The organism is Oricola sp., assembly GCF_022763245.1.
GTDB lineage: Bacteria > Pseudomonadota > Alphaproteobacteria > Rhizobiales > Rhizobiaceae > Oricola.
In genome coordinates this window covers 214,133-236,732 of sequence record NZ_JALEGV010000011.1, presented here as the reverse complement: position 1 = coordinate 236,732, position 22,600 = coordinate 214,133, and the positions used below count along the sequence as shown (strand labels likewise).

Here is a 22,600-nt window from a genome sequence, read left to right as displayed (position 1 = left end):
TGCCGTCTTCCGCAAAGTAATCTTGTCCCGATTTCTTTGCGGGGGAAGACGAAATGCAAACCGATGATCTGACAATTCGCGCCCGTGGCAGGGCGGAAGCCAAATTCGGCTTCTACAAACATCTGGCCGTCTATGCGGTCGTGTGCGTTCTGCTTCTGGTGATCAATTTCCTGACCGAGCCGGGTTCATATTGGGTGATCTGGCCGGTGCTTGGCTGGGGTGTCGCCATCATCATCCATGCCGTGACGGTTTTCGGTGCGCGCCGGAAGGAAGAGATCATCGACCGCATGACGGACAAGGAGATGGGCAAGCGGGATTGGGGCCGCAAATAGCCGGCGGCGCGCGATGACGGCAGGTCGGCCATGAGCGGGACACGCGACTTCGACATCATCCTTTGGGGCGCGACCGGCGCCGCGGGACGGCGCGTGGCGCATCACTTGGCGCGCAGGATCGCAGCGCACGGGCTGAGATGGGCGATCGGCGGGCGAAATCGTACCAAGCTAGAGGCGGTGCGAAAGGCGCTTCCTGATGCCAGTAGCACGGCCGCGATCCTGATCGGGGACAGCCATGATCGCGCCTTCCTGGCAGAAATGGCTGCGCGAACCCGGGTCGTGGTGTCGACCGTCGGCCCCTTCGCTCTCCACGGCACGGAGTTGCTGGAAGCCTGTGTCCGAAGTGGCACGCATTACTGCGACCTGACGGGCGAGGTGCAATGGATGCGGGCGATGATCGACGCGCATCAGGCCGAGGCGCGCGAGACCGGTGCTCGGATCGTGCATGCTTGCGGGCACGACTCGATCCCTTCCGATCTGGGCGTTCAGTTTCTGCAGGAGGCTGCGGTGCAGCGCCACGGCAGGCCCTGCACGCGCGTCACCACGCGGATCACCCGGATGAAGGGCAGCTTCAGCGGCGGGACCGCGGCGACGTTCCTGAACGCCATGGAATTGCGCGAGAAGGATCCGGGTTTCGATGCACTGTCCGTGGATCCCTACGCGCTTTGTCCCGAGGGCGAGCGGCAGGGACTGGAAGAGCCGGATCGAATGATGCCGGTCTCCGTCACCTATGACAAGGATCTGAAAGCCTGGACCAATCCCTACTTCATGGCGCCGATGAACGCGAAGGTCGTGCGGCGCACCAATGCGCTGCTCAAATATCCCTATGGTCGCGATTTCAGCTATGCGGAGACAGCGTTGACGAGAGGCGGCGTCGGCGGCTGGTGGGTGGCGATGCGCCAGGCTTTGCTCGGTCGGACCTTCCTGATCGCGATGGCGATCCCTGCCACCCGGCGGCTTCTGAAGCGTCACGTGCTGCCGAAATCGGGCGAGGGTCCGTCTGCCGAATTGCGCGAAACGGGCTCCTACGAACTGATCCAGGTCGGTGAGATGTCTGACGGCACGATCCTGAAGGCCCGCATCACGGGACAGGGCGATCCGGCGATCGAATCGACAAGCAGAATGCTGGTCGAGGCGGCCCTGTGCCTCGCCGAAGATGCCGACAGGATCGGTGTCGGCGGCGGCTTCTGGACGCCGGCCTCGGCGCTCGGCCCGCTTTTGCGTGACCGGATCACCAAGCATGCGGGTCTGAGATTCGAACTGCTCTGACCCCCGGGCGTGTCAGGCGTCACGTGCCGCAGTCTGGCGCCTATCGAATCTTGCATCGCACATGAAAGGAACGCCCATGCATTGGATCCTGCTTTCGACGGGAATCGCCATCGAAATCCTTGCGACCGCATCGCTCAAACTGTCAGACGGCTTCACGAAGATCGGATTTGCCGCTCTCGCCCTGATCTGCTTCGGACTTGCGTTCTACGTGATGTCGCTCGTCGTCAGGACGATGCCGATCGGCATCGCCTATTCGGTCTGGGCGGGTGGTGGCATCGCAGGCGTGACGCTGCTCGGCGCCCTGGCGTTCGGTCAGTCGCTCGACGGTTTTGCCTTTCTGGGAATTGGCCTGATCGTCGCCGGCGTGGTGGTGTTGAATGCCTTGTCGTCGGCGGCAAGCGGGTAGGAACGCAAAGGCCCGGACGGACCGGCGCCTCCCCAACCGTCTGGAAGCGCCGGTGAGGCGATGCTAATGGGTTGCTGGTTCAAGAAGAACTCCGGCGCGATTTCAATCGGCGCCGAAGAGACCAACTTGGCTCAGGGGAGGGGTAATGTCTGGACCATTGTTGAAGGACAAGCATTGCGTGATCACGGGCGCTGGCGGCAGTCTCGGAAGTGCGACTGCGCGGCGGTTCCTGGAGGAGGGAGCCTGCGTCGTGCTGGTCGATCTGGATGAGCCGGATCTCGACCGTCTCGGACTGGGGACGTATCGCGACTCCGCGCTGACGGTCGCCGCCGACGTGTCCGACGCGGCATCGACCGCGGCCTATGTCGAGGCGGCGACACGGCGGTTCGGCGAGATCGACGTGTTGATGAGCAATGCCGGAAATTTCGGCACCGTCGCGCCAATCGACGAATATCCGCTGGATGTCTTCGAGAGCGTCCTGTCGGTGCATGTGCGCGGCGCCTTTCTCGCCTGCCAGAACGCGGTGCCGAAAATGCGTGACGGTGGCAGCATCATCATCACGTCGAGCGTCGCGGGGGTGACAGGTGACCCGGGCGTCTACGGATACATCACGGCGAAGCATGCCCAGGTCGGGCTCATGCGGTGCCTCGCCAAGGAACTCGCGCCGCGCCGCATCCGCGTGAACACGCTTCACCCGGGGCCGATCGACAACAGTTTCCAGAAGAATGTCGAGGACGGGTTCACGGCCGCGACGGGCCGCGACGGCACGGAGTTCTTCAACAGCATCATCCCGATGGGCCGGCACGCGTCGCCCGACGAAATCGCCGCTTCCGCGTTGTTTCTGGCGAGCGACATGAGTACGTTCTCGACGGGAACGCTGCACATGGTGGACGGCGGAATGAGCATCTGACGGGTGCTTCCGGGTCAGTTTCGGACAGGCCAAAAGCGATGTCCGAAACTGACGCCCCAAATGTCCATTATGACCCGTGACCGCCGTCCCCGCTGCGGTTAAGCTGACAACATGTCGCAGTCTCCCCGCTCAGTGAGCGGCGGGGTTTTGCGTCAACTGTCGCTGCCTGCCATCGGCACCGTGCCCGGCAGGCCGCAGGCCGCAGGGCGGAAACGGTCGCCAAGAACCGTTTTCGGGGAGGAGGACGAATGCCGTCGGTACAGGAGATGTTCGACGTCAGCGGCAAGTCGGTGATCGTGACCGGAGGCGGAAGCGGTCTCGGACGCGCCTATGCCGAAGTGATGGCCGACAACGGCGCGAATGTCTGCATTTTCGACATTGATGAACAGCGGCTTGCCGAGACGGTCGATGCCATCAAGGCAGCCGGCGGTTCCGTCTGGTCGCAGAAGGTCGATGTTTCGGACCGCGCTGCAATGGCGGCAGGCTTTGACGCAGTCGCCGAGAAGCACGGCAGGATCGACGTCGTCTTCGCCAATGCAGGCATCGATGCCGGCCCCGGCTTCCTGACGCCCGAGGGCGACCGCAACCCGGACGGCGCGATCGACGCGATGGACGACGAGCATTGGGATCGCGTCATCGCGGTGAACCTGTCCGGCGTCTACACTTCCATCAAAAACGCCGCACGCCACATGAAGAAGACCGGCGGCGGGCGTATCATCGTGACGTCGTCGGTGGCAGCGCAGATCAACGAGGCGATCGTGGGCACGCCCTACATGCCGGCCAAGGCGGGCGTCGACCATCTGGTCCGCAACACCGCGATGGAACTCGGCATGTTCGGCATTCACGTCAACTGCATTTCGCCAGGCCCGTTCATGACGAACATCGCGGGCGGCAGGCTCAAGAACCCGGCGGACCGTGCGGCCTTCGAGGCCCAGTCCCTGATCGGGCGTATCGGCGATCCTGAGGATGTGAAGGGGCTCGCCCTTTATCTCGCCTCGCCGGCTTCATCCTATGTGACGGGGGCGCAATTCGTGATCGACGGGGGGTCGATGCTGCGCATCGCGTGACTTCATGCCCGTGGTCGTGTCGTGGAGGGCGCGCCCGGGTTTCAACTGCAACCGCAGACATCTGGGAGGAAACCATGTCTCACTTCAAGAACAGGCTGATCACGTCGACATCCCGTCGGACGGTGCTCAAGGGAATGGGCGCGGGCGCGGCGGCGCTCGCCATGCCGAACATCGCCCGCGCGCAGGCCGGCACGATCAAGATCGGCTATGTCACGCCGGCCACCGGCCCGATGGCGCTGTTCGGCGAGACCGACGGCTACATGGTCGAGAAGATCAACGCGTTGCTGGCCGACGGCCTCGAGGTCAATGGCGAGCGCTACAATGTCGAGATCCTGGTCCAGGACAGCCAGTCTGACTCCAACCGCTCGGCAGAAGTTTCCGGCGACCTCATCCTCAACGAGGAAGTGAACCTGCTGATCCCGGCCTCGACCACGCCGACGATCACCGCGGCCGCCGACCAGGCCGAGCTTTACGAGATTCCCTGCGTGTCGTGTGGTGCGCCCTGGCAGGCGATCATCTTCCCGCGTGGCGGCGCCGACAATCCGTTCAACTGGACCTATCACTTCTTCTGGGGTCTCGACGAGGCGCTCAACACCTTTGTCGGCCTTTGGAACACGATCGAGACCAACCGCAAGGTCGGCATGCTGTTCCCGCAGAACATCGACGGGGAGACCTGGGGCAACGAGGACTACGGCCTGCCGTCTCCGACGCGTGAAGCGGGCTTCGAGGTCACAAAGCCGGGCTACTTCCAGCCGCGCACGAACGACTTCACCGCGCAGATCGCGACCTTCAAGAACGAAGGCTGCGAGATCGTCGGCGGCATCGCGTTCGTCGACGATTTCAAGACCTTCGTGAACCAGTGCAACCAACAGGGCTACAACCCCAAGGCCATGACGATGGCGGCGGCGCTGCTGTTCCCGTCCGCGGTCGAGGCGATGGGCGATCTGGGCAATGGCATGTCCTCGGAAGTCTGGTGGACGCCCGCATTCCCCTTCAAGTCCTCGCTGACCGGCCAGGTCAGCCGCGACATCGCCGACGTGTGGGAAGCCGAGTCCAATCGCCAGTGGACGCAGCCGCTCGGCTACAGCCACGCGATCTGGGAGGTCGCCATCGACGCGCTCAAGCGGTCCGGCAATCCGCTCGACAAGGTGGCCGTGCGCGACGCCATCAAGGCGACGAACCTCAACACCCTGATCGGACCGGTGAACTTCTCGACCGGACCGCACCCGAACGTTTCGACCACGCCTATCTTCGGCGGTCAGTGGGTGCCGGGCGAGAAGTGGATGTACGATCTCAAGATCGTCGACAACTCGGTCAATCAGCTGTTCGAACCCGAACAGAAGATGAAGATCCTGCCCTGGGCGCAGTGATCCCTTGACGGCGGTGGAGACTATGGAGGGATCCTCCGAAGGAGTTGCAGCAGCGTCGCCGACGCTGCTGCAGGCTGACGGGCTCGGCAAGTCGTTCGGCGCGAACCGTGTTCTCCACGACGTGAGCTTCACTGTCCGGCGCGGCGAGGTCCTTGGCATTCTCGGACCGAACGGCGCCGGAAAGACGACGCTCTTCAATCTGATTTCGGGCGACCTTCGCCCGAATTCCGGCACGATACGGTTCGACGGCCACATGCTGGGCGGCGAGCCGCCTTTCCGCCGCGCGCGCCTGGGCATTGGGCGGACCTACCAGATTCCGCTGCCCTATGGCGGGATGACGACCTTCGAGAACCTCCTCGTGTCGGCCAGTTTCGCCGGCAACAAGAGCGAGAGCGCGGTCTACGACTACTGCGCCACCGTGCTCGAGGAGTGCGAACTGGGCGGCAAGGCCAACAAGATGGCCGACACCTTGACGCTGCTTGACCGCAAGCGGCTGGAACTGGCGCGGGCGCTGGCCGCCCGTCCCAAGCTCCTGCTTCTCGACGAGATCGCGGGCGGCCTGACGGATGACGAGGGCAGGGACCTCGTCGAACTCGTCCGCAAGATTCGCGACCGGGGCATCACCATCGTCTGGATCGAGCATGTCCTGCACGCGCTGATGGCGGTCGCCGAGCGGGTAATGGTTCTCGATTTCGGCGAGAAGATCGCCGAGGGCCCGCCGCGCGAGGTGATCGAGGACCCCGAAGTCAAACGCGTCTACATGGGGATCGAGGTATGAGCGAAGCGCTTCTGTCCACGCACGGGCTCAAGGCTTTCTACGGCGATTTCCAGGCATTGTTCGGCATCGATTTCGAGATCTGCCCGGGCGAGGTGGTCGCGCTTATCGGCGCCAACGGGGCCGGGAAATCCACCTTTCTGAAATCGGTCATGGGTGCGCTCAAAGTGGCGCCCGACAGCGTCCGGCTGCAGGGAAAGCCCTGCGGCGGGCTGCAGCCGCACCAGATGGTTTCGCAGGGCGTCGCCATCGTTCCCGAAGGCCGCAGGCTGTTTGCCGGCATGTCGGTGGAAGACAATCTTCGCGTGGCGATCGATCACAAGGCGGGCGGGAGCGACACATGGACGCTCGACCGGGTCTACCGGCTCTTCCCGATCCTCAAGGAGAAGCGCCGCGATCCGGTACAGAGCCTGTCGGGCGGGCAGCAACAGATGGTGTCCATCGGGCGGGCCCTGCTCAACGAACCCAAGGTCCTTCTCTGCGACGAAATCTCGCTGGGTCTGGCGCCCAAGGTCATCAACGAGATCTACGAAGCGATTCCCTCGATATCGGCGGCGGGCACCGCGATCGTGCTCGTCGAGCAGGATGTCGGCCTCGCGAAGAAGGCCTCGGACCGACTTTATTGCATGCTGGAGGGAAAAGTGACTTTGACGGGCAAATCCGCCGAAGTGCCCCGCGAGGATATTTCCGCGGCCTATTTCGGAGCAAGCCATGCAGTGGCTTGACGGCTTCATTCAGGGCATTCTTCTGGGCGGCCTCTATGCCCAGTACGCGCTCGGGATGGCGCTGATGTTCGGTGTCATGCGGATCGTGAACATTTCCCATGGCGATCTGATGATCCTGCTGGCGCTGATTGGCGTTTCGCTGGTTGCGTCGCTGCATGTCGGACCCTTCGTCCTGGTCCTCTTGCTCGTCCCGATCGCCGCAGCGATCGGCTATGTCCTGCAGCGCGCCGTGCTCAACCGCGTCGTCAGCCAGGATCCGCTTCCCTCGATCATCGCGACTTTCGGCCTGTCGATCGCGCTGCAGAACGCGATGCAGCAGATCTGGTCGGCGGATACACGCTCGATTCCGGGCGGCGGCATCGAGCAGGCGTCATGGCAGATCGGTCCGATCTTCATCGGCGTCCTGCCCGTCATCGTTCTGGTCGTGGCGACGGTGCTGACCGGCGGACTGGACGCGCTTCTGCGCTACACCCGCTTCGGACGCGCGCTGCGGGCGTCGGCTGCCGATGTCGAGGCTGCCGCGTTGACCGGCATCAACCCGAAGGCAGTCTACGCATGGGCGACCGCGATCTCGGTGGGCATCCTCGGTTTCGCGGCGCTCTTCCAGGGGCTGCGTTCCACGGTCGCTCCCTCCGACGGTCCCGCGCAGCTGATCTACGCCTTCGAGGCGGTGATCATCGGAGGCATGGGCTCGATCTGGGGTGCGTTTCTGGGCTCCATGGTGCTCGGCGTGAGCCAGGCCATCGGGTTCCGGATCAATCCCGGCTTCGGCATCCTCGCTGGGCATCTCGTCTTCCTGTGCGTGTTGATCGTTCGCCCGCAGGGCATCTTCGGGAGGTCTTGAGATGACAGGCTTCGAGAGCACCGTGCGCGCGCAGGTTCGCAGCCAGACCAAGTCCGGCATCGCCGCGATGATCATCGGGATTGCCCTGCTTGTCGCGCTCGTCGCCATGCCGTGGTGGGCGAGCCAGGGCACGATCCGCTCGGTGGTGGAATTGTGCTGCTACATCGCGATTGCGCAGATGTGGAACCTACTGGCCGGATATGGCGGCCTCGTCTCCGTCGGCCAGCAGGCTTTCAGCGGCGTCGCGGCCTATGCCATGTTCGCCCTGGCGCAGAATCTCGGCATCAATCCGTTCTTCGCGGTACCGCTTTGCCTCATCGCGCCCGTCTTGCTGGCGGTTCCGACCTACGGGCTTCTCCACCGCCTCGACGGACCGTATTTCGCGATCGGGACCTGGGTGGTGGCCGAGGTCATGCGCCTCCTGACGTCGAACTTCAGCTATGTGAATGCCGGCGCCGGGATGAGCTTGCGCGTGATGACGCAGTACAGCGCCCATGAACGCGCGATCGGCGTGTCCATCTTGTGCGCGCTCATGCTCCTGATCACGGTGGGCGGAACCTATTGGCTGCTGCGGTCGCGCTACGGCCTGGCGTTGACGGCAATGCGCGACAATCCCGTATCGGCGGCGAGCCAGGGCGTGAATGTTTCGCGGCTCCGCTTCCTCCTGTTCATCGCGGGCGCGGCGGGGACAGGACTCGCGGGCGCGATCTATTTCATGGCGCAGTTGAGGATCACCCCGGAGGCCGCCTACGGGCCGCAATGGGCCACCGTCGCGATCTTCATCGTCATGATCGGCGGGCTGGGCAGCATAGAGGGCGTGCTCGTCGGTTCCATCATCTACTTCTTCGCCGACCGCTGGTTCGGCGAATACGGGGCCACCTACCTGATCGTTCTCGGCATTCTCACCCTCATCGTGGCGCTCTTTGCGCGTCAGGGGATCTGGGGGCTGATGAGCAAGGTCGTCGACGCACCATGGTTCCCGACGAGACGGGTGCTTGTTTCGGGAGAAAGCCGATGAAAGCCGTCCTGTTCGACACCGTCGGCCGGCCGCTCCGCGTCGACACGATCGGAGATCCGCAGCCGGACGACGACGAGGTCCTGCTGAAGGTCGCCGCCTGCGGAATCTGTGGCAGCGACCTGCACATGACGGAGGATCCCAAGACATTCGGCATCGGGCAGGGCGTGGTGCTGGGGCATGAATTTGCCGGCGAGATCGTCGCTGTCGGGCGGGACGTTTCGGATTTTCGCGAAGGCGACAGGGTTGCGGTCGCCCCGATGCGCGGCTGCGGCGCGTGCGACCGGTGCCGCGCGGGCGATCCGGCATGGTGCTCCGAAATGCAGTTGATTGGCGGAGGCTATGCGGAACTGACCACCGTGGCGGCCCGGCAATGCCGGAAACTGCCCGACAGCCTGTCGCTGGTCGAGGGGGCACTGGCGGAACCGACCTCGATCGGACTGCACAGCGTCATGCGCTCTGGGTTGAGGCCTGGCGAGAAGGTCCTCGTTCTCGGGGCCGGCCCGATCGGGCTGCTGGTCGCGCTTTGGGCGAGACGGATGGGCGCCTCGGACGTGATCGTGGCCGACATCAAGGACCATCAGAAGGAGCGGGCCAAGGCGGTGGGCGCCACCGGGTTCGCCCTTTCGGGACCCGGGCTGGCCGACGAGTTTGCAGCCATGGCGGGCGGTCCGCCCGACATCGTCTTCGAATGCGTCGGCAAGAAGGGCCTGATCAACTTCGCCTGCGAACTCGTACGGGTTCACGGGAAGGTCGTCGGTGTGGGGCTTTGCGTCGGCGGCGACGAATGGGATCCGTTCGCCGTTTTGAGCAAGGAGATCACGATCGTGATGGCCGCGTTCTTCAATATGGCCGAATTCGAGATGGCGATCGACGCGCTGGCGACGTTGGAGACCTACCGGCCCCAGGCGCTGATCACCGACAGGATCGGTCTCGGCAAGGTGCCGGACACGTTCGAGGCGCTGCGCGACCGGACCACCCAGTGCAAGGTTCTCATCGAAGTCGCTGCCTGAGACCCTTCGCGCGCCATCCGTCAGGACAAGAAAAAACCGCCCGGCCGATCTCGGTCCGGGCGGTTTCGTTTGCGCGGCGAGGGATGTTCAGATGAACATCTCCTGGTTGATCGGGATGCCCTGCTCCTCGCAATATTTCGTGTAATGGTCGATGAACCAGAAGACGTCGGCCGTGAAGTCGTACTTGCCGTTGTCGTCGTAGAACTCGATCGGGCCGTTGATCCAGAACAGCGCCTTCATCCCGTTCGGGTCGTCCGAGTAGAGCGTATGGGCAGCGCCCGGCAGTTCGTAGACGAAATCGCCGGGCCGGGCGACCCAGTCATATTCGTAATAGGCCCAGGAACCTTCCAGCGTGACGGCCGACACGACGCCCCGGTGCTTGTGCGTGCCGATGCGGCCGCCACCCTTCACCCAGAGGATGTTCGCCACCGAATTCGTGCGGACATCGAAGCAGAAATGCTTGATGGAAGCGGCCTCTCCGAAGGGCACCCAGGGGTTGGCTTCGTCGTCTCCCGGGATGTGCGCGCCCTCCTTGGCGAAACGCTGGATCGTCGCCTCGTAGGCCTCCTCCGGCAGCTTGGTTATCTGGTTGATTTTGCTCATGTTCCTCCCTCGCGACTGTGACTGTGCGAATGCCCGTCAGTATCGCAAAACGGGGCCTTTCATTCAATGAAAATGGCCCGTTTTTTGGGGTTTTGTTGGCACGCGAAGCCGCCGTTGCGGCGGGCGTGTTCATCCCTGGAGCGCACCTCGTCAGGCGCGCAGTCATTCCGCTTCAAACGACGCCGACAGGAGGGGCGGTCGTCCGATTTTCCGGCGAGGCTAGGTCGCGTTCTCCGCGTCCTGCGCGGCGACGCGCATCTCGCTCGGCGCGACGCCGAAACGCCGCCGGAAGCTTTTGGAAAAATGCGACGGGCAGGAGTAGCCGCAATTGTAGGCCAACTCCGTCAAGGTGAAGCGTTCACCGCCCGATGCGCCCGATATCACCCGGTGGGCGCGGTCGAGCCGCTCGTTCTGGATGAGTTTGCGCACGGTCAGCGACTGGACCGCGAGGATCCGGTTCAGTTGGCGCGAACTCATGCCGATCTCGACGGAGACCGTTTCCGTATCGAGGTTCGGGTCGTCGATGCGCGAGCGAATGAGGGTTCGCACCCGCTGGATGATGCCGAAATGATAGGACGAGATTTCCGAGCTGCCGAATACGTGGTCATGGACCATTTCCAGCGCCGACCAGATGTTGTTGATCAGCATCGGTTCGGGAGCGAGATACTTGCGCGCGCGCACCTTGGAGAAGGTGTTGCGCATCGCCCGGCCGATGGCGATGCCAGTCCCCTTGTTGCCGTCGATCTTCAGCGCGTCGCGCAGGTCCCATTCGGGGAAACGCTTGCGGAACTCGCCGCCCGGAACATCGAACAAGACCTGCCGCGCCTCGGTCGGGAAACCGTGCATGTAGGGCGTGGTCGTATCGTAAAGCACGATGTCGCCGGTGTTCAGCAGATCGATGCGATCGCGCCGGTTCACGAAGACATTGCCCTTCATGATGATCGTGAAGAAGACGGAGTCTTTCTGGTCCCGGCGCACCATTTCCGACGATCGGCAGATCACATGCGGCCGGCCCGCGATGTCGAAGGCCGAGAAACTGCCGAAATCATAGTGATCGAATTTTGCCTCGAAGCCGTTTTCTTCGGTGGTGGAGCAGGTCAGGCCAACCACGCTGCTGGAACAGCGTTCTTCCCAGAAATCGATGCGATCGGACTTCGCGACACTCCTCGTGTCGAATGAACTGATCAAACCCATATCCGCGATCCTCCCTATCGCATTCAATCGGTCGAGGGAGGATGCACCAATAACTCGCCACCTCCAAGTGCTGGAACGATTCCGGGGCGGTTCATGGCGTTTTCACGGGTCAGGCGGTCAGATATCCGCCATCGATCGGCAGGGTCACGCCGGTGATGTAGCGGGCGAGCGGCGAAGCCAGGAAAAGGATCGGATCGGCGACTTCGTCCGCCTGGCCCCAGCGACCCATCGGAATGCGCGCCTTGATCGGCGCCGAGACCGGAATGTCGGAGAAGAGGCCCCGGCTCAGCGGCGTCTCGATCCAGCCTGGCGCCACGGCGTTCACCCGAATGCCCTGCGACGCATATTCGATCGCCAGCGACTTCGTGAGCTGGACCATCCCGCCCTTGCTCGCGCTGTAGGCCGGGCGGTCGGCCGCTCCGAAAGTGGAATACATGGACGCGATGTTGACGATCGAGCCGCTGCCACTGCGTGCGAGCATCGGCCGGGCCGCCTGGCTCGCCCGGAACGCCGCGGCGAGGTTGATGTCGATAACCTCGTCGAACGCCGCGTCGGTCCATTCCACGCGGTCGCGGCTGACGCCTGCGCAATTGACAAGGACATCGAGCTGGCCCAGCCCCTCGAGGGACGCGACGAGCGCTTCGCGGTCGCGTACGTCCATCTCCTTGCAGGTGACGTTGTCGTGGCGTGGGGCGTCCTCGCCTCCGGCGTTCAACCCGAGTGCAAGAACCCGGGCGCCGGACTGCGCGAAGGCAAGGGCCGTCGCGCAGCCGATGCCCGACGTTCCGCCGGTGATCGCGACGGTCATGCCTTCGAAGGCGTCGTTTTTCAAAGTCATGGCGTGGGTCCGACCTGTAGCGGGCCGCGAGGCGCTGTCCCGCGGCCCGAAACCTCCGTTACCGGAAGAGCTTCTCGATGTAATCGGCGCCGATCCCGACCTCGTCATAGTGCTTCTTGCACATGTCGATATACATGTGGACGTCGAAATAGCCGTCGGGTTCGCCGTTCTCGTCGAGCCAGATCAGCGGGCCGGTCACCTTGAAATGCACCTTCATCGGGTCGGGGTGTTCATAGGCCACGAGCGTGTGGCCCTCGCCCGGCGTCTCGTAGATGAAGTCACCGGCGGTCGCGACCCAGTCGTGTTCCAGGTACCCCCACTTGCCCGAAATCGTGTAGGCAAACACCTCGTGCGGATGGTAGTGGCGGTTGACCAGGCCGGGGCCCTTGGCCATCAGCACGTCGCACCACATGTTGCGCTGCGGGGAAATCCAGATCGGCTTGGTGAAGACCGTCTCCGACAGCGGAACGTAATAGCGTTCGTCGTCATCGGCGATGTTGGGCAGGTAGACCTCGGGCAGGGCGTCGGGCTGGAATACTTTCTCGATCGGTTTGATGCCGCGCCAAAACTCGTTCCGTGCTTCCTCAGCCATCTCAACTCCTCCTTTGAAAGACCAAGCGGTGCCAGGAGCACCTTCCTCGGCCTGATCATAGGCGGATCGGCCTTCCGATGGATTGTCCCGACCGGACGGAACGTCCGTCAAATTAGGACGCAAACGCCTGCGCGGAGCGCCTTTTCCGGCAGCTCCGCCCGTGAAATTCGCGGCAAGTCGGTCCCTGCGGCTTCGATGCTTTGCCTAGGCGCTGAGCGTTTCCTTCCCGGTTATGAACCGCGCACCGCGTTCGGCGATCATCATCGTCGGCGCGTTGGTGTTGCCTGAAACGAGGCGCGGCATGACCGACGCGTCGCAGACGCGCAGGCCCTCGACGCCCTTCACGCGAAGCTCGTTGTCGACGACCGCCATCCTGTCGCTGTCCGGGCCCATCTTGGCCGTGCCGACGGGGTGAAACACTGTCTTCGCCGTCTGCCGGACGAAATCCCGCAGCGCGTCGTCGTCCTTTTCAACGCCGGGCTCCGGGAGCGCGCGGCGCTTGACGAGCTTTGCCAGCGACGGCGCCTCGAGGATCTCGATACCCTTCTTGACGCCGCGCATCAGGACTTCGAGGTCTTCGGGATCGGAGAACGCGCCGGCGTCGAACAGCGCCGGATCCTTCGGATTGGCCGAACGGAGCTTGACCGTGCCGCGCGATCGCGGACGCAGGAAGCAAGGCCCGATGGCGATGCCGTGTTCCTCGATCGGCGGCCGGTCGGCCCAGCCCACCATGAACGGCAGCACGTGGAACTGGATGTCGGGCAAGCCCGCGTCCGAGACATCGGCAAAGCCGCCGCATTCGACGACGTTGGAGCACAGGATGCCCGTCTTCGTCGCGAGATACTGCAGCATGTGGAGCGCGGCCTTCACGCCCTTGTCCTCGCGATAGATCGAGATCGGATCGCGGGTGACGCCCTGGACGGTGGATTCCAGATGGTCCTGATAGTTCTCGCCGACGCCCGGAAGGTCCGAGACAACCTCTATCCCGTGGCTCTTGAGGTGCGCGGCGTCACCGACGCCGGAAAGCTGCAGGAGCCTCGGTGTCTCGATGCCGCCCGCGCACAAGACGACCTCGCCTGTCGCCTGGTACCTGGTGCCGTTTTCAAGCTCGACGCCGACGGCGCGCGTTCCTTCGAAGAGAATGCGTGCGACGCGCGTTTCCGTCAGGATCTTCAGGTTCGCGCGACCTTCCGCCGGACGCAGGAAGGCTTCAGCCGCCGACCACCGTCTACCGTTGTGGGTGGTGGTCTGGTAGAAGCCGACGCCTTCCTGGACCTGCCCGTTGAAATCGGGATTGTAGGGAAGGCCGGCCTCTTGCGCCGCGCGAACGAACGCCCGGCTCAACGGATGGTGAAAGCCGGTTTCCGACACATGCAGTTCACCGTCCGTGCCGTGGAACTCGCCAGCATGCTCCATGTTGTTTTCAAGGTCGCGGAAAACCGGCAGCACGTCGGAGTAGGCCCAGCCGCGATTTCCCTCCTGCGCCCAGCCGTCATAGTCCTGCGATTGGCCACGGATGTAGATCATCGCATTGACGGACGAACCGCCGCCGATGACATGGCCCTGGATCACGATGGAAGGGCGGCCGTTGACGCGTTCCGAGGGCTCGCCGACATAGGCGACGATGTCCTTGCCCTGTTCGATCACCTTGAAGAACGTCGCCGGGATCTTGATCCAGCGATTGTCGTCGCGTCGGCCGCTTTCGATCAACAGCACGCGCGAGGCGCCGTTCTCGGAAAGCCGGTTGGCCATGACGCAGCCCGACGAGCCTCCGCCCACCACGATATAGTCGAATTGTTCCATCTTGCTCCCCCTCAGCAGTAGACGACCTGGATGTCAGTATACTCCGCAAGGCCTTCCTCGCCGAATTCGACGCCCAGTCCGGAGGATTTCACGCCGCCGAAGGGCGCGTTTGGCTGGATCGCTCCGTGCTTGTTGATCCAGACCGATCCGCACTGCAGTCGGCGCGCGATCTCTTTCGCCTTCCCGGTGTCCTTCGACCAGACCGAGCCGCCGAGGCCGTTCTCGCTGTCATTGGCCAGCGCGATCACCTCCTCGATGTCGGAATATTTGACGATCGGCAGCGCCGGGCCGAATTGCTCCTCGGCGACGAGCGGATCGTCATGGGAGAGGTCGGCGATGATGGTCGGAGCGAAATAGAGGCCTTCGCCCGGTTCGCCGCCCAGCAGAACCCTGCCTTTCGTCTTGGCGTCGTCGACCAGCCGCTTCACCTTGTCGAACTGCATCTGGTTGGCGATCGGACCGAGGACGGAGGTTTCGTCAAGGCCGTCGCCGACCGTGACGTTGCGCGCGTAATCGACCAGGGCGTCGCACACGTCGTCATAGACGTCTTCATGCACATAAAGCCGCTTCATGGCGGCGCAGGTCTGGCCGTTGTTGATGAAGCCGCCCCAGAACAGTCCTTCGGCGATCTGTTTGGCATCCACGTCCGGCAAGACGATGCCGGCGTCGTTGCCGCCGAGTTCGAGCGTCAGCCGCTTCATGGTCTCGGCAGCCGTCATCATCACTCGCTTGCCGGTCGCGATCGACCCGGTGAAGACCATCTTGCGGATGTCGGGATGCGCGGCCATCGCCGCGCCGATATTGTGAAGCTGGTCGTCCGACGCGACCGCGTTGACGACCCCGGCCGGCAGGACCTCGTTCATGATCTCGACGAGCCGGAGCGTGGACAGAGGCGTGTACGGCGAGGGCTTGATGACGACGGTGTTGCCGGTGCGCACGGCCGGCAGGATGTGCCAGACGGCGATCATCACCGGCCAGTTCCAGGGCGTGATCGATCCGACAACGCCGACCGGGTTGCGATGCAATTCGATCCGCCCCTCATTGGTGTCCTGAAGCACCTTCATCGGCAGCGAGAGCCCGGCCGTGTGACCGGCCCAGGCCTGCGCGCCGCCCAGTTCGAAACGCGATCCGAGCCCGTTCAGGGGTTTGCCCTGCTCTTTCGTCAGCAGATGCGCGAGTTCCTCGGCGTGCTCGCCGATCCTCGCGGCCACGGCCTCGCAGGCGGCGGCCAGTTCGGCGTCCGACTTCTTTGACCAAGTCTCGAAGGCGACCTTGGCGGCCGAGACGGCTTTGTCGAGGTCGTCTGGCGTCGCGTTCGGCGCCGAACCGACGATCTCTCCGGTGGACGGATTCGTGACGTCGAAACTGGCGGCGGCGGCCATGCGGCCGCCATCGATGATCATTCCCATGTCGGACATGGGCTCCTCCCTTTATGACTTTCCTCCATCGTCACAGCTATCAGGGCACAAGGCAGCCGTTCTTGGCGTTTCACGACAGCATGCTTGGACGGCGGCGACAAAGCGCGCGAGCACCCTGCATCCGATCGATATTGAAAACTGGCGGCAGCGCGTCACAATGGGCGCCATGCTGACCGTCGTTCACCCCGGCGAACTCGCCGTCGATCAGTTCCAGTCGCGCCTCCAGGAGGTGTGCGGCCTGTTTCGCGCCGAGCCGGCGAAGGGACGGGACAGGGTCAGTGGCTGCATAGTCCTTGAGGAGCGAGCCGGCATCGAGATGGCGCATATCGCCAAGGACCTGCAGAAGGTGAGGCGCTCGGGCGAGGACTGCCGCAGGGACGACGGGGAACACTTCTTCCTCGTCATCCAGGAAGAGGGCCGAGCGCTGATGTCGCAGCACGACACGGCCCGCATGATGACACCGGGCGACATGATGCTGATCGACAGCGCGAGACCGTCGGAATTCACTTTCTTCGGCAATTACGGCCGCCAGCTGTCGGTGCACCTCTCGCGGGCCGAGATGCGGGCGCGCTTCGGCGAGAACATTCGCAGCGGCCTGTTTCTGCCGCGTGGCGACTACACGGCGCTCGCCATCACGTCGGTGCTCGCCAAGGCGCTGTCGCTCGACAGCTCTCCGCAGCAGGACGGTTACCTTCGCGAATCCATGTTCGGACTGCTCGGCGTCATGCTGCATGAGCGCGAAGGGCGCGAGCGGCTCATGCAGATCGAGGCCGACATGGGCGGTGCGCATCTGTTGAAACAGGGCATCGCCTATCTCGACGCACAGTTCGACCGCTGCGAACTGACGATCAGGGAGATCGCCGCCGATCTGCGCGTCTCGACGCGGCAATTGCAGCGGGCGTTCTCGCTCATGGGCACGTCGCCGACCGAATACCTCACCCGCAAGCGCCTGGAGCGGGCGTGCCAGCTGCTGCTTGACCGCAGGCGCGGCAGGAACGATCTGCTGATCTCCTCCATCGCCTATGCATGCGGTTTCAGCGACATTTCCAACTTCAACCGCCAGTTCCGCCGCGCCTTCGGCTGCGCGCCGGGACGATACGGACAATGACGCGACAATCGTCGCGGCGCTGAGCGCGTGACGCGCTCTCCTGGAAGCGTACCGAACAATCGAGCCGACACCGCCAGCGTGTCTTGACGCCGCCCAAGCGGGGGCGTAATTAATTCGTGGTGGTAAAAAATAATTCGCAGTAGCGAATAATGAAAAGCCGCTCAGGCGGCGGCCGCACGGTGCGGTCCGAGAGGGGAGTGGAGGCCAGCATGACGTTCGAAGCCATGGTGAAGACCGACGAGCAGGCGGCCATCCGCGACGCCGTCAAAGCGATTTGCGACCGGTTCGACGACGCCTATTGGCGCGAAAAGGATGCGACCGGCACGTTTCCCCATGAATTCACCCAAGCGATCGCCGAAGGCGGATGGCTGGGTATCGCGATGCCGGAGGAATTCGGCGGTGCGGGGCTCGGCGTCACCGAGGCGGCGATCATGATGCAGGTGGTCGGCAATTCGGCCGGCGCCTTCGCCGCATGCTCGTCCATTCACATCAACATTTTCGGGCCTCACGCGCTCGTCGTGCACGGCACGCCGGAACAGCACGACCGCATGCTGCGTCCCTTGATCGCCGGCAAGATCCGCGCCTGTTTCGGCGTCACCGAGCCTGATGCCGGTCTCGACACGACGAAGCTGAAGACGCGGGCCGTCCGCCAGGGCGACAAATACATCGTCAACGGTCGCAAGATCTGGACCTCCACGGCGCAGATCGCCGACAAGATCATGCTGATCGCGCGGACCACGCCGATCGAGGAATGCAAGAAGCCGACCGAGGGCCTGACCCTCTTCTTCACCGACCTGGATCGCAACAAGATCGACGTGCACGAGATCCACAAGATGGGTCGTGCCGCGGTGGATTCGAACTCCATCTTCATCGACGGGCTGGAAGTCCCGGTCGAGGACCGGATCGGCGAGGAAGGGCAGGGCTTCAAGCTTCTTCTGGACAGCCTCAATCCGGAGCGCATCCTGAACGCGGCCGAAGTCATCGGCATTGGTCGCCGGGCGCTGTCCAAGGCGTCGCAATATGCCAAGGACCGTGTGGTCTTCGGCCGTCCGATCGGCATGAACCAGTCGATCCAGCATCCGCTGGCGGAAAGCTGGTCCGAACTGATGGCCGCCGAGTTGCTGACGCTTCGTGCCGCCGAACTCTATGACAGCCGCCAGTCGTGCGGCGCGGAAGCCAACGCGGCCAAGTATCTTGCCGCCGACGCCTGCTTCAACGCCTGCGACCGCGCGGTGCGCACGCATGGCGGCATGGGCTATGCTGCGGAGTTCGATGTCGAGCGCTATTTCCGCGAGGCCGTCGGCACGCGGCTGGCGCCCGTCTCGCGCGAACTCGTCCTGTGCTACCTCGCCGAGCGCGTGCTGGGCCTGCCCAAATCCTACTGATCAAGGAGGCCAGGCATGAGCGAACGCCTCGTCCGTATCGGCGGCGCCTCGGGCGCCTGGGGCGACAGCCCGACCGCGATCCCGCAACTGCTCACCGCGGAAGTGGACTACTTCGTCATGGACTACCTCGCCGAGGTGACCATGTCGCTTCTGGCGCGGGCCCGAATGAAGGATCCGAAGGCCGGCTTCCCGCCGGACTTCGTCAAGGACCTCGCGGCGAACCTCCCCGACATCTCAAGCCGCGGCATTCGCGTGGTCACCAATGCCGGGGGCGTCAACCCCGCCGCATGCCGTGATGCGCTCGCCGCCGCGGCCGCAGACAAGGGGCTTTCGCCGAAGATCGCCATTGTCGAGGGCGACGACATGCTGCCCCATGCGGAGCTCTTGCAGGTCGAGGCCGGGTCAGGCGAGCTGCCGGAACTGCTGACGGCGAACGCCTATCTCGGCGCCCTGCCGATCCGCGCGGCCCTCGAAGCAGGGGCGGACATCGTCATCACCGGCCGCTGCGCCGACAGTGCGCTGGCGCTCGGCGTGCTCATGCATGAATTCGGCTGGAGCGAGGACGATTTCAACCGGATGGCGGCGGGAAGCCTTGTCGGCCACGTGCTGGAATGCGGCCCGCAGGCGACCGGCGGCATCCACACCGACTGGGACAAGGTGCCGGGCTGGGAGAATATCGGCTATCCGATCGCCGCCTGCGCCGAGGACGGCAGTTTCACCCTGTCGAAGCCGCCCGCGACCGGCGGGCTGATCACGCCCGGCGTGGTCGCCGAGCAGGTTCTCTACGAAATCGGCGATCCGTCGGCCTATCTGCTGCCCGACGTGGCGGCCGATTTCTCCAATGTGATGATCGAGCAGACGGGACCGGACGAGGTTCAGGTGTCCGGCGCGCGCGGCCGGGCGCCGACGCCCACTTACAAGGTGTCCGCCACCTGGCTCGACGGGTATCGCGCGGTCGCGACCATATCCATCGTCGGCCCCGAGGCGGCGAAGAAGGCCTACCGAACCGGCGAGGCGCTGGTGGCGCGCGGCCGTGCAATCCTCGCGCGCAACGGGTTCGAAGATTTTTCCTTCACCCATGCCGAGGCTCTCGGCGCTGAATCGGCCTATCCGCCCGGACAGCGCAACGAAGCGACGCGGGAAGCCGTTTTGCGGCTGGTCGTCGCGCACAAGGACCGGCGGGCGCTCGACCTGTTTTCCAAGGAGATCGGCTCGATCGGCATTTCCTTCGCCCCGGGAACGACGGGCATCATGGGCGGTCGTCCGCGGGCGACCCCGCTCATCCGACTGCTGACGGCCTTCGTCGACAAGGCGAAACTCCCGGCTCCGGTCGTCACGGTCGATGGACGCTCCTTCGAGGTCGCGGTGCCGGAAGGCGAGGCTCCTGCACCGTTGTATCGCGCGGATGGGGAGGTCGCGCAGCCCGATGTCGGCGAGACGGTCAAGGTTCCGCTGCGGATGCTTGCTTTCGCCCGTTCGGGTGACAAGGGAAACAGCTCCAACATCGCGATCATCGCGCGCAAGCCGGAATATCTGCCGTTCATCCGCCGCGAGGTGACAACGGATCGGATGCTGGCGCATTTCGAGGGGCTTGTCGTAGGACCCGGAGAGCGTTTCGAGGCGCCGGGGATCCATGCGATCAATTTCCTGCTGCAGGATGCGCTCGGCGGCGGCGGCATCGCCTCGCCGCGCATCGACCCGCAGGGAAAGGCATTCGGCCAGATGGCACTCGAGATGACCGTGGACGTTCCGCGCGATCTCGTCAAAGACGCCTGACCGGTTCATACGCAACGAAAGGAACCGCCCATGTCCGCGACCGATCCTGTCCTCGTCGAACGGCGTGGCGCCGTCATCTGGATCACCATCAACCGGCAAGAGCGCCGCAACGCCATCAACAACGATGTCATCACCGGCATCGAAAATGGTCTGCGCCGCGCAAGTACCGAGGAGGGTGTCCGCGCTGCCGTTTTGACGGGCGCTGGCGAGAAAGCCTTTTGCGCCGGCGGCGACCTGCAGCAGGGGACGTCGGTCTTCGGCGACCAGTTGCAGGAGCCGACCACAGATTTCGGGCGGCTGGCCCGTTTCGTCCAGACGATGCCTCTGCCGGTGGTCGCCCGGATCAACGGCGCCTGCGTTGCCGGCGGGATGGGACTGATGTCGCTGTGCGACCTTGCGGTGGCCGCCGATCACGCACGTTTCGGGCTGCCGGAAGCCCGCGTCGGGGTGTTCCCGATGCAGGTTCAGGTTTATTTCCGCAACATGATCCTGCCGCGCCATGCCGCAGAACTCTGCTTCACCGGCGAGCTGATCGGCGCGGAACGCGCACGTGAAATGGGCCTTGTGAACTACGTCGTTCCCGCGGCGGAACTCGACGAGAAGGTCGATTGGATCCTGGAGCGGCTGGCCATGAATTCGCCGACGGCGATCCGGCGCGGCAAATATGTCATGGCCGCCATGCAGCAGATGAATTTCCACGAGGCCATCGCGTTCGCGGAAGGGCAGATCATGCTGACCGCGATGACGGACGATGCCGCCGAAGGGCTGTCAGCGTTCACCGAAAAGCGCAAGCCGCGCTGGCAGAGCGACGGTGAATAGGCGGTTGCCGGCGCCTCGCTTCGCCTTGACACAGGCAGGTTGCGGGGATAGCAAATTACGCAGTGTCGAATTAAACTTCGATACAGCGAATTAAAGCAGGAAGCTGTCCCATGAGAGCGTTTCGATGACCGACCTGAACACCGGCGATGCCAAACCGACGGGGCCGCTGGCCGGGGTCCGCGTCATCGACCTGACCTCCGTGGTCATGGGACCTTCCGCGACCCAGATCATGGGCGATCTTGGCGCAGATGTCATCAAGATCGAGCATCCGGGCGGCGATTCCGTTCGTCACATCGGCCCTGGACGGCATTCCGACATGGGGCCGCTCTATCTGCAGAACAACCGCAACAAGCGGTCCGTCGTGCTCGACCTGAAGACCGACGAAGGCCGGGACGCGTTGCTGGAACTGGTCAAGTCGGCCGACGTGTTCATCTACAATATCAGGCCGCAGGCGATCTCGCGGCTGCGCCTTGAGTATGCCGACGTTGCCGCCGTCAATCCTGGCATCATCTATGCTGCCGCGGTCGCCTACGGAAAGGGCGGTCCGGATGCCGGACGTCCGGTCTATGACGACATCATGCAGGCTTCGGCCGGCATTTCGGACCTGTTTGCGAAGGTCGACGGCAAGCCGCGCCAGGCGCCGATCAACATCTGCGACCGGGTCACGGGCCTTTACCTGGCGATCTCCGTGATCAGCGCGCTCTATCACAAGGCTCTGACCGGCAAGGGGCAGGAGCTGGAAGTGCCGATGCTGGAGACGATGGCGCAGTTCGTCCTCGGCGACCACATGGCGGGCAGCGCGTTCGTGCCACCGCTCGGGGACATCGGCTACATGCGCCTCCTGTCGCGCCATCGCGGCCCTTACCCGACCAAGGACGGCCACATCTGCATCGTGGTCTACACAGACAAGCACTGGCGCGCCTTCACCGAACTCGTCGGCGATCCCGACCTGATCGATCGCGATCCCGATTTCGCCGACCAGACGGTGCGCACGAAGAACGCGGAACTGTGCGGCGCCTATCTCGCCAAGCACATGACGTCGCGCACGACCGAGGAATGGCTGGAATTCTGCCGGACGATCGACATCCCGGCCGCCAATGTGACGACGCTGGAAGGCCTGTTCGATCATCCGCATCTCAAGGCCGTCGACATGTTCTCGGTCGTCGAGCATCCGACCGAGGGCAAGATCCGCAGCGCACGGTTTCCCGTGACGTTCAGCGAGACGCCGGCGACTATTCGCCGGCCCGCGCCGGGGCTGGGCGAACACACGCAGGAAGTGCTCGCCGAAATCGGCGAGGCCGTTTCGGAGCGGACCGGCACGAACGACTGACCGGGAGG

The 22,600-nt window shown here is 64.0% G+C and carries 22 protein-coding genes; 16 read left to right on the top strand and 6 right to left on the bottom strand.

What is annotated here, in order from left to right; genetic code table 11:
* Positions 1-53 precede the first annotated feature (53 nt).
* The 11 genes from MRY80_RS03940 (at position 54) to MRY80_RS03890 (ending at position 9,726) form a co-directional block, all read left to right on the top strand.
* Positions 54-332: a 2TM domain-containing protein gene (locus MRY80_RS03940; RefSeq protein WP_293288267.1), complete on the top strand. Its 279-nt coding sequence runs from the start codon at positions 54-56 to the stop codon at positions 330-332.
* A 30-nt stretch (positions 333-362) separates the two neighbouring features.
* Complete coding sequence (locus MRY80_RS03935) at positions 363-1,601, top strand: saccharopine dehydrogenase NADP-binding domain-containing protein (protein WP_293288265.1); 1,239 nt, start codon at positions 363-365, stop codon at positions 1,599-1,601.
* 76 nt (positions 1,602-1,677) lie between these two features.
* Positions 1,678-2,007 (top strand): multidrug efflux SMR transporter, encoded by a 330-nt coding sequence (locus MRY80_RS03930; protein WP_293288263.1) that lies wholly within the window; start codon positions 1,678-1,680, stop codon positions 2,005-2,007.
* Positions 2,008-2,152: 145 nt separating this feature from the next.
* Positions 2,153-2,917, top strand: coding sequence for an SDR family NAD(P)-dependent oxidoreductase (locus tag MRY80_RS03925; RefSeq protein WP_293288261.1), 765 nt, complete (start codon positions 2,153-2,155; stop codon positions 2,915-2,917).
* A gap of 248 nt (positions 2,918-3,165) precedes the next feature.
* Positions 3,166-3,984 (top strand): SDR family NAD(P)-dependent oxidoreductase, encoded by an 819-nt coding sequence (locus MRY80_RS03920; RefSeq protein WP_293288259.1) that lies wholly within the window; start codon positions 3,166-3,168, stop codon positions 3,982-3,984.
* Between the two features lie 74 nt (positions 3,985-4,058).
* The gene (locus tag MRY80_RS03915; RefSeq protein ID WP_293288257.1) at positions 4,059-5,354 is read left to right on the top strand and encodes an ABC transporter substrate-binding protein; all 1,296 of its coding nucleotides are present in this window, start codon (positions 4,059-4,061) and stop codon (positions 5,352-5,354) included.
* A gap of 22 nt (positions 5,355-5,376) precedes the next feature.
* A complete protein-coding gene (locus MRY80_RS03910) occupies positions 5,377-6,132 on the top strand; it encodes an ABC transporter ATP-binding protein (protein WP_293288255.1) in 756 nt (251 codons plus the stop codon).
* A complete protein-coding gene (locus MRY80_RS03905) occupies positions 6,129-6,854 on the top strand; it encodes an ABC transporter ATP-binding protein (protein WP_293288253.1) in 726 nt (241 codons plus the stop codon). Before MRY80_RS03910 ends, MRY80_RS03905 begins: the two co-directional genes overlap by 4 nt.
* Entirely contained in the window at positions 6,841-7,698 is an 858-nt protein-coding gene (locus MRY80_RS03900) for a branched-chain amino acid ABC transporter permease (protein ID WP_293288251.1), read from the top strand. Before MRY80_RS03905 ends, MRY80_RS03900 begins: the two co-directional genes overlap by 14 nt.
* Before the next feature lies 1 nt (position 7,699).
* Complete coding sequence (locus tag MRY80_RS03895) at positions 7,700-8,716, top strand: branched-chain amino acid ABC transporter permease (RefSeq protein ID WP_293288249.1); 1,017 nt, start codon at positions 7,700-7,702, stop codon at positions 8,714-8,716.
* Positions 8,713-9,726 (top strand): alcohol dehydrogenase catalytic domain-containing protein, encoded by a 1,014-nt coding sequence (locus MRY80_RS03890; RefSeq protein WP_293288247.1) that lies wholly within the window; start codon positions 8,713-8,715, stop codon positions 9,724-9,726. The genes MRY80_RS03895 and MRY80_RS03890 overlap by 4 nt, the downstream gene beginning before the upstream one ends.
* A gap of 87 nt (positions 9,727-9,813) precedes the next feature.
* On the opposite strand, the gene MRY80_RS03885 is transcribed toward MRY80_RS03890, so the two are convergent.
* From MRY80_RS03885 to MRY80_RS03860, 6 genes are all read right to left on the bottom strand, one after another.
* Positions 9,814-10,329, bottom strand: coding sequence for a 2,4'-dihydroxyacetophenone dioxygenase family protein (locus tag MRY80_RS03885; protein WP_293288245.1), 516 nt, complete (start codon positions 10,327-10,329; stop codon positions 9,814-9,816).
* 219 nt (positions 10,330-10,548) lie between these two features.
* Positions 10,549-11,517, bottom strand: coding sequence for a helix-turn-helix domain-containing protein (locus MRY80_RS03880; protein WP_293288243.1), 969 nt, complete (start codon positions 11,515-11,517; stop codon positions 10,549-10,551).
* 115 nt (positions 11,518-11,632) lie between these two features.
* A complete protein-coding gene (locus MRY80_RS03875) occupies positions 11,633-12,361 on the bottom strand; it encodes an SDR family NAD(P)-dependent oxidoreductase (RefSeq protein WP_293288241.1) in 729 nt (242 codons plus the stop codon).
* Positions 12,362-12,419: 58 nt separating this feature from the next.
* Complete coding sequence (locus MRY80_RS03870; protein WP_293288239.1) at positions 12,420-12,953, bottom strand: 2,4'-dihydroxyacetophenone dioxygenase family protein; 534 nt, start codon at positions 12,951-12,953, stop codon at positions 12,420-12,422.
* A 204-nt stretch (positions 12,954-13,157) separates the two neighbouring features.
* A complete protein-coding gene (locus tag MRY80_RS03865; RefSeq protein ID WP_293288237.1) occupies positions 13,158-14,756 on the bottom strand; it encodes a GMC family oxidoreductase N-terminal domain-containing protein in 1,599 nt (532 codons plus the stop codon).
* A gap of 11 nt (positions 14,757-14,767) precedes the next feature.
* Positions 14,768-16,174, bottom strand: a complete 1,407-nt coding sequence (locus MRY80_RS03860) for an aldehyde dehydrogenase family protein (RefSeq protein WP_293288235.1) — start codon at positions 16,172-16,174, stop codon at positions 14,768-14,770.
* Positions 16,175-16,340: 166 nt separating this feature from the next.
* Between MRY80_RS03860 and MRY80_RS03855 the strand changes: the two genes are divergently transcribed.
* From MRY80_RS03855 to MRY80_RS03835, 5 genes are all read left to right on the top strand, one after another.
* Positions 16,341-17,282, top strand: a complete 942-nt coding sequence (locus tag MRY80_RS03855) for a helix-turn-helix domain-containing protein (protein ID WP_293288234.1) — start codon at positions 16,341-16,343, stop codon at positions 17,280-17,282.
* 209 nt (positions 17,283-17,491) lie between these two features.
* Positions 17,492-18,667 carry an acyl-CoA dehydrogenase family protein gene (locus MRY80_RS03850; protein WP_293288232.1) on the top strand — a complete coding sequence of 392 codons (1,176 nt, stop codon included), beginning with the start codon at positions 17,492-17,494 and terminating at the stop codon, positions 18,665-18,667.
* Positions 18,668-18,682: 15 nt separating this feature from the next.
* Complete coding sequence (locus MRY80_RS03845) at positions 18,683-20,443, top strand: acyclic terpene utilization AtuA family protein (RefSeq protein WP_293288230.1); 1,761 nt, start codon at positions 18,683-18,685, stop codon at positions 20,441-20,443.
* Positions 20,444-20,473: 30 nt separating this feature from the next.
* Entirely contained in the window at positions 20,474-21,262 is a 789-nt protein-coding gene (locus MRY80_RS03840) for an enoyl-CoA hydratase-related protein (RefSeq protein WP_293288228.1), read from the top strand.
* Positions 21,263-21,386: 124 nt separating this feature from the next.
* Complete coding sequence (locus MRY80_RS03835; protein ID WP_293288226.1) at positions 21,387-22,592, top strand: CoA transferase; 1,206 nt, start codon at positions 21,387-21,389, stop codon at positions 22,590-22,592.
* Positions 22,593-22,600 lie beyond the last annotated feature (8 nt).

Coding starts and splice junctions, on each gene's coding strand:
- MRY80_RS03850 (WP_293288232.1), top strand. CDS start 17,492: ATGACGTTCGAAGCCATGGTGAAGACCGACGAGCAGGCGGCCATCCGC.
- MRY80_RS03930 (WP_293288263.1), top strand. CDS start 1,678: ATGCATTGGATCCTGCTTTCGACGGGAATCGCCATCGAAATCCTTGCG.
- MRY80_RS03885 (WP_293288245.1), bottom strand. CDS start 10,329: ATGAGCAAAATCAACCAGATAACCAAGCTGCCGGAGGAGGCCTACGAG.
- MRY80_RS03940 (WP_293288267.1), top strand. CDS start 54: ATGCAAACCGATGATCTGACAATTCGCGCCCGTGGCAGGGCGGAAGCC.
- MRY80_RS03915 (WP_293288257.1), top strand. CDS start 4,059: ATGTCTCACTTCAAGAACAGGCTGATCACGTCGACATCCCGTCGGACG.
- MRY80_RS03920 (WP_293288259.1), top strand. CDS start 3,166: ATGCCGTCGGTACAGGAGATGTTCGACGTCAGCGGCAAGTCGGTGATC.
- MRY80_RS03865 (WP_293288237.1), bottom strand. CDS start 14,756: ATGGAACAATTCGACTATATCGTGGTGGGCGGAGGCTCGTCGGGCTGC.
- MRY80_RS03840 (WP_293288228.1), top strand. CDS start 20,474: ATGTCCGCGACCGATCCTGTCCTCGTCGAACGGCGTGGCGCCGTCATC.
- MRY80_RS03895 (WP_293288249.1), top strand. CDS start 7,700: ATGACAGGCTTCGAGAGCACCGTGCGCGCGCAGGTTCGCAGCCAGACC.
- MRY80_RS03870 (WP_293288239.1), bottom strand. CDS start 12,953: ATGGCTGAGGAAGCACGGAACGAGTTTTGGCGCGGCATCAAACCGATC.
- MRY80_RS03875 (WP_293288241.1), bottom strand. CDS start 12,361: ATGACTTTGAAAAACGACGCCTTCGAAGGCATGACCGTCGCGATCACC.
- MRY80_RS03935 (WP_293288265.1), top strand. CDS start 363: ATGAGCGGGACACGCGACTTCGACATCATCCTTTGGGGCGCGACCGGC.
- MRY80_RS03860 (WP_293288235.1), bottom strand. CDS start 16,174: ATGTCCGACATGGGAATGATCATCGATGGCGGCCGCATGGCCGCCGCC.
- MRY80_RS03835 (WP_293288226.1), top strand. CDS start 21,387: ATGACCGACCTGAACACCGGCGATGCCAAACCGACGGGGCCGCTGGCC.
- MRY80_RS03855 (WP_293288234.1), top strand. CDS start 16,341: ATGCTGACCGTCGTTCACCCCGGCGAACTCGCCGTCGATCAGTTCCAG.
- MRY80_RS03905 (WP_293288253.1), top strand. CDS start 6,129: ATGAGCGAAGCGCTTCTGTCCACGCACGGGCTCAAGGCTTTCTACGGC.
- MRY80_RS03890 (WP_293288247.1), top strand. CDS start 8,713: ATGAAAGCCGTCCTGTTCGACACCGTCGGCCGGCCGCTCCGCGTCGAC.
- MRY80_RS03910 (WP_293288255.1), top strand. CDS start 5,377: ATGGAGGGATCCTCCGAAGGAGTTGCAGCAGCGTCGCCGACGCTGCTG.
- MRY80_RS03925 (WP_293288261.1), top strand. CDS start 2,153: ATGTCTGGACCATTGTTGAAGGACAAGCATTGCGTGATCACGGGCGCT.
- MRY80_RS03845 (WP_293288230.1), top strand. CDS start 18,683: ATGAGCGAACGCCTCGTCCGTATCGGCGGCGCCTCGGGCGCCTGGGGC.
- MRY80_RS03900 (WP_293288251.1), top strand. CDS start 6,841: ATGCAGTGGCTTGACGGCTTCATTCAGGGCATTCTTCTGGGCGGCCTC.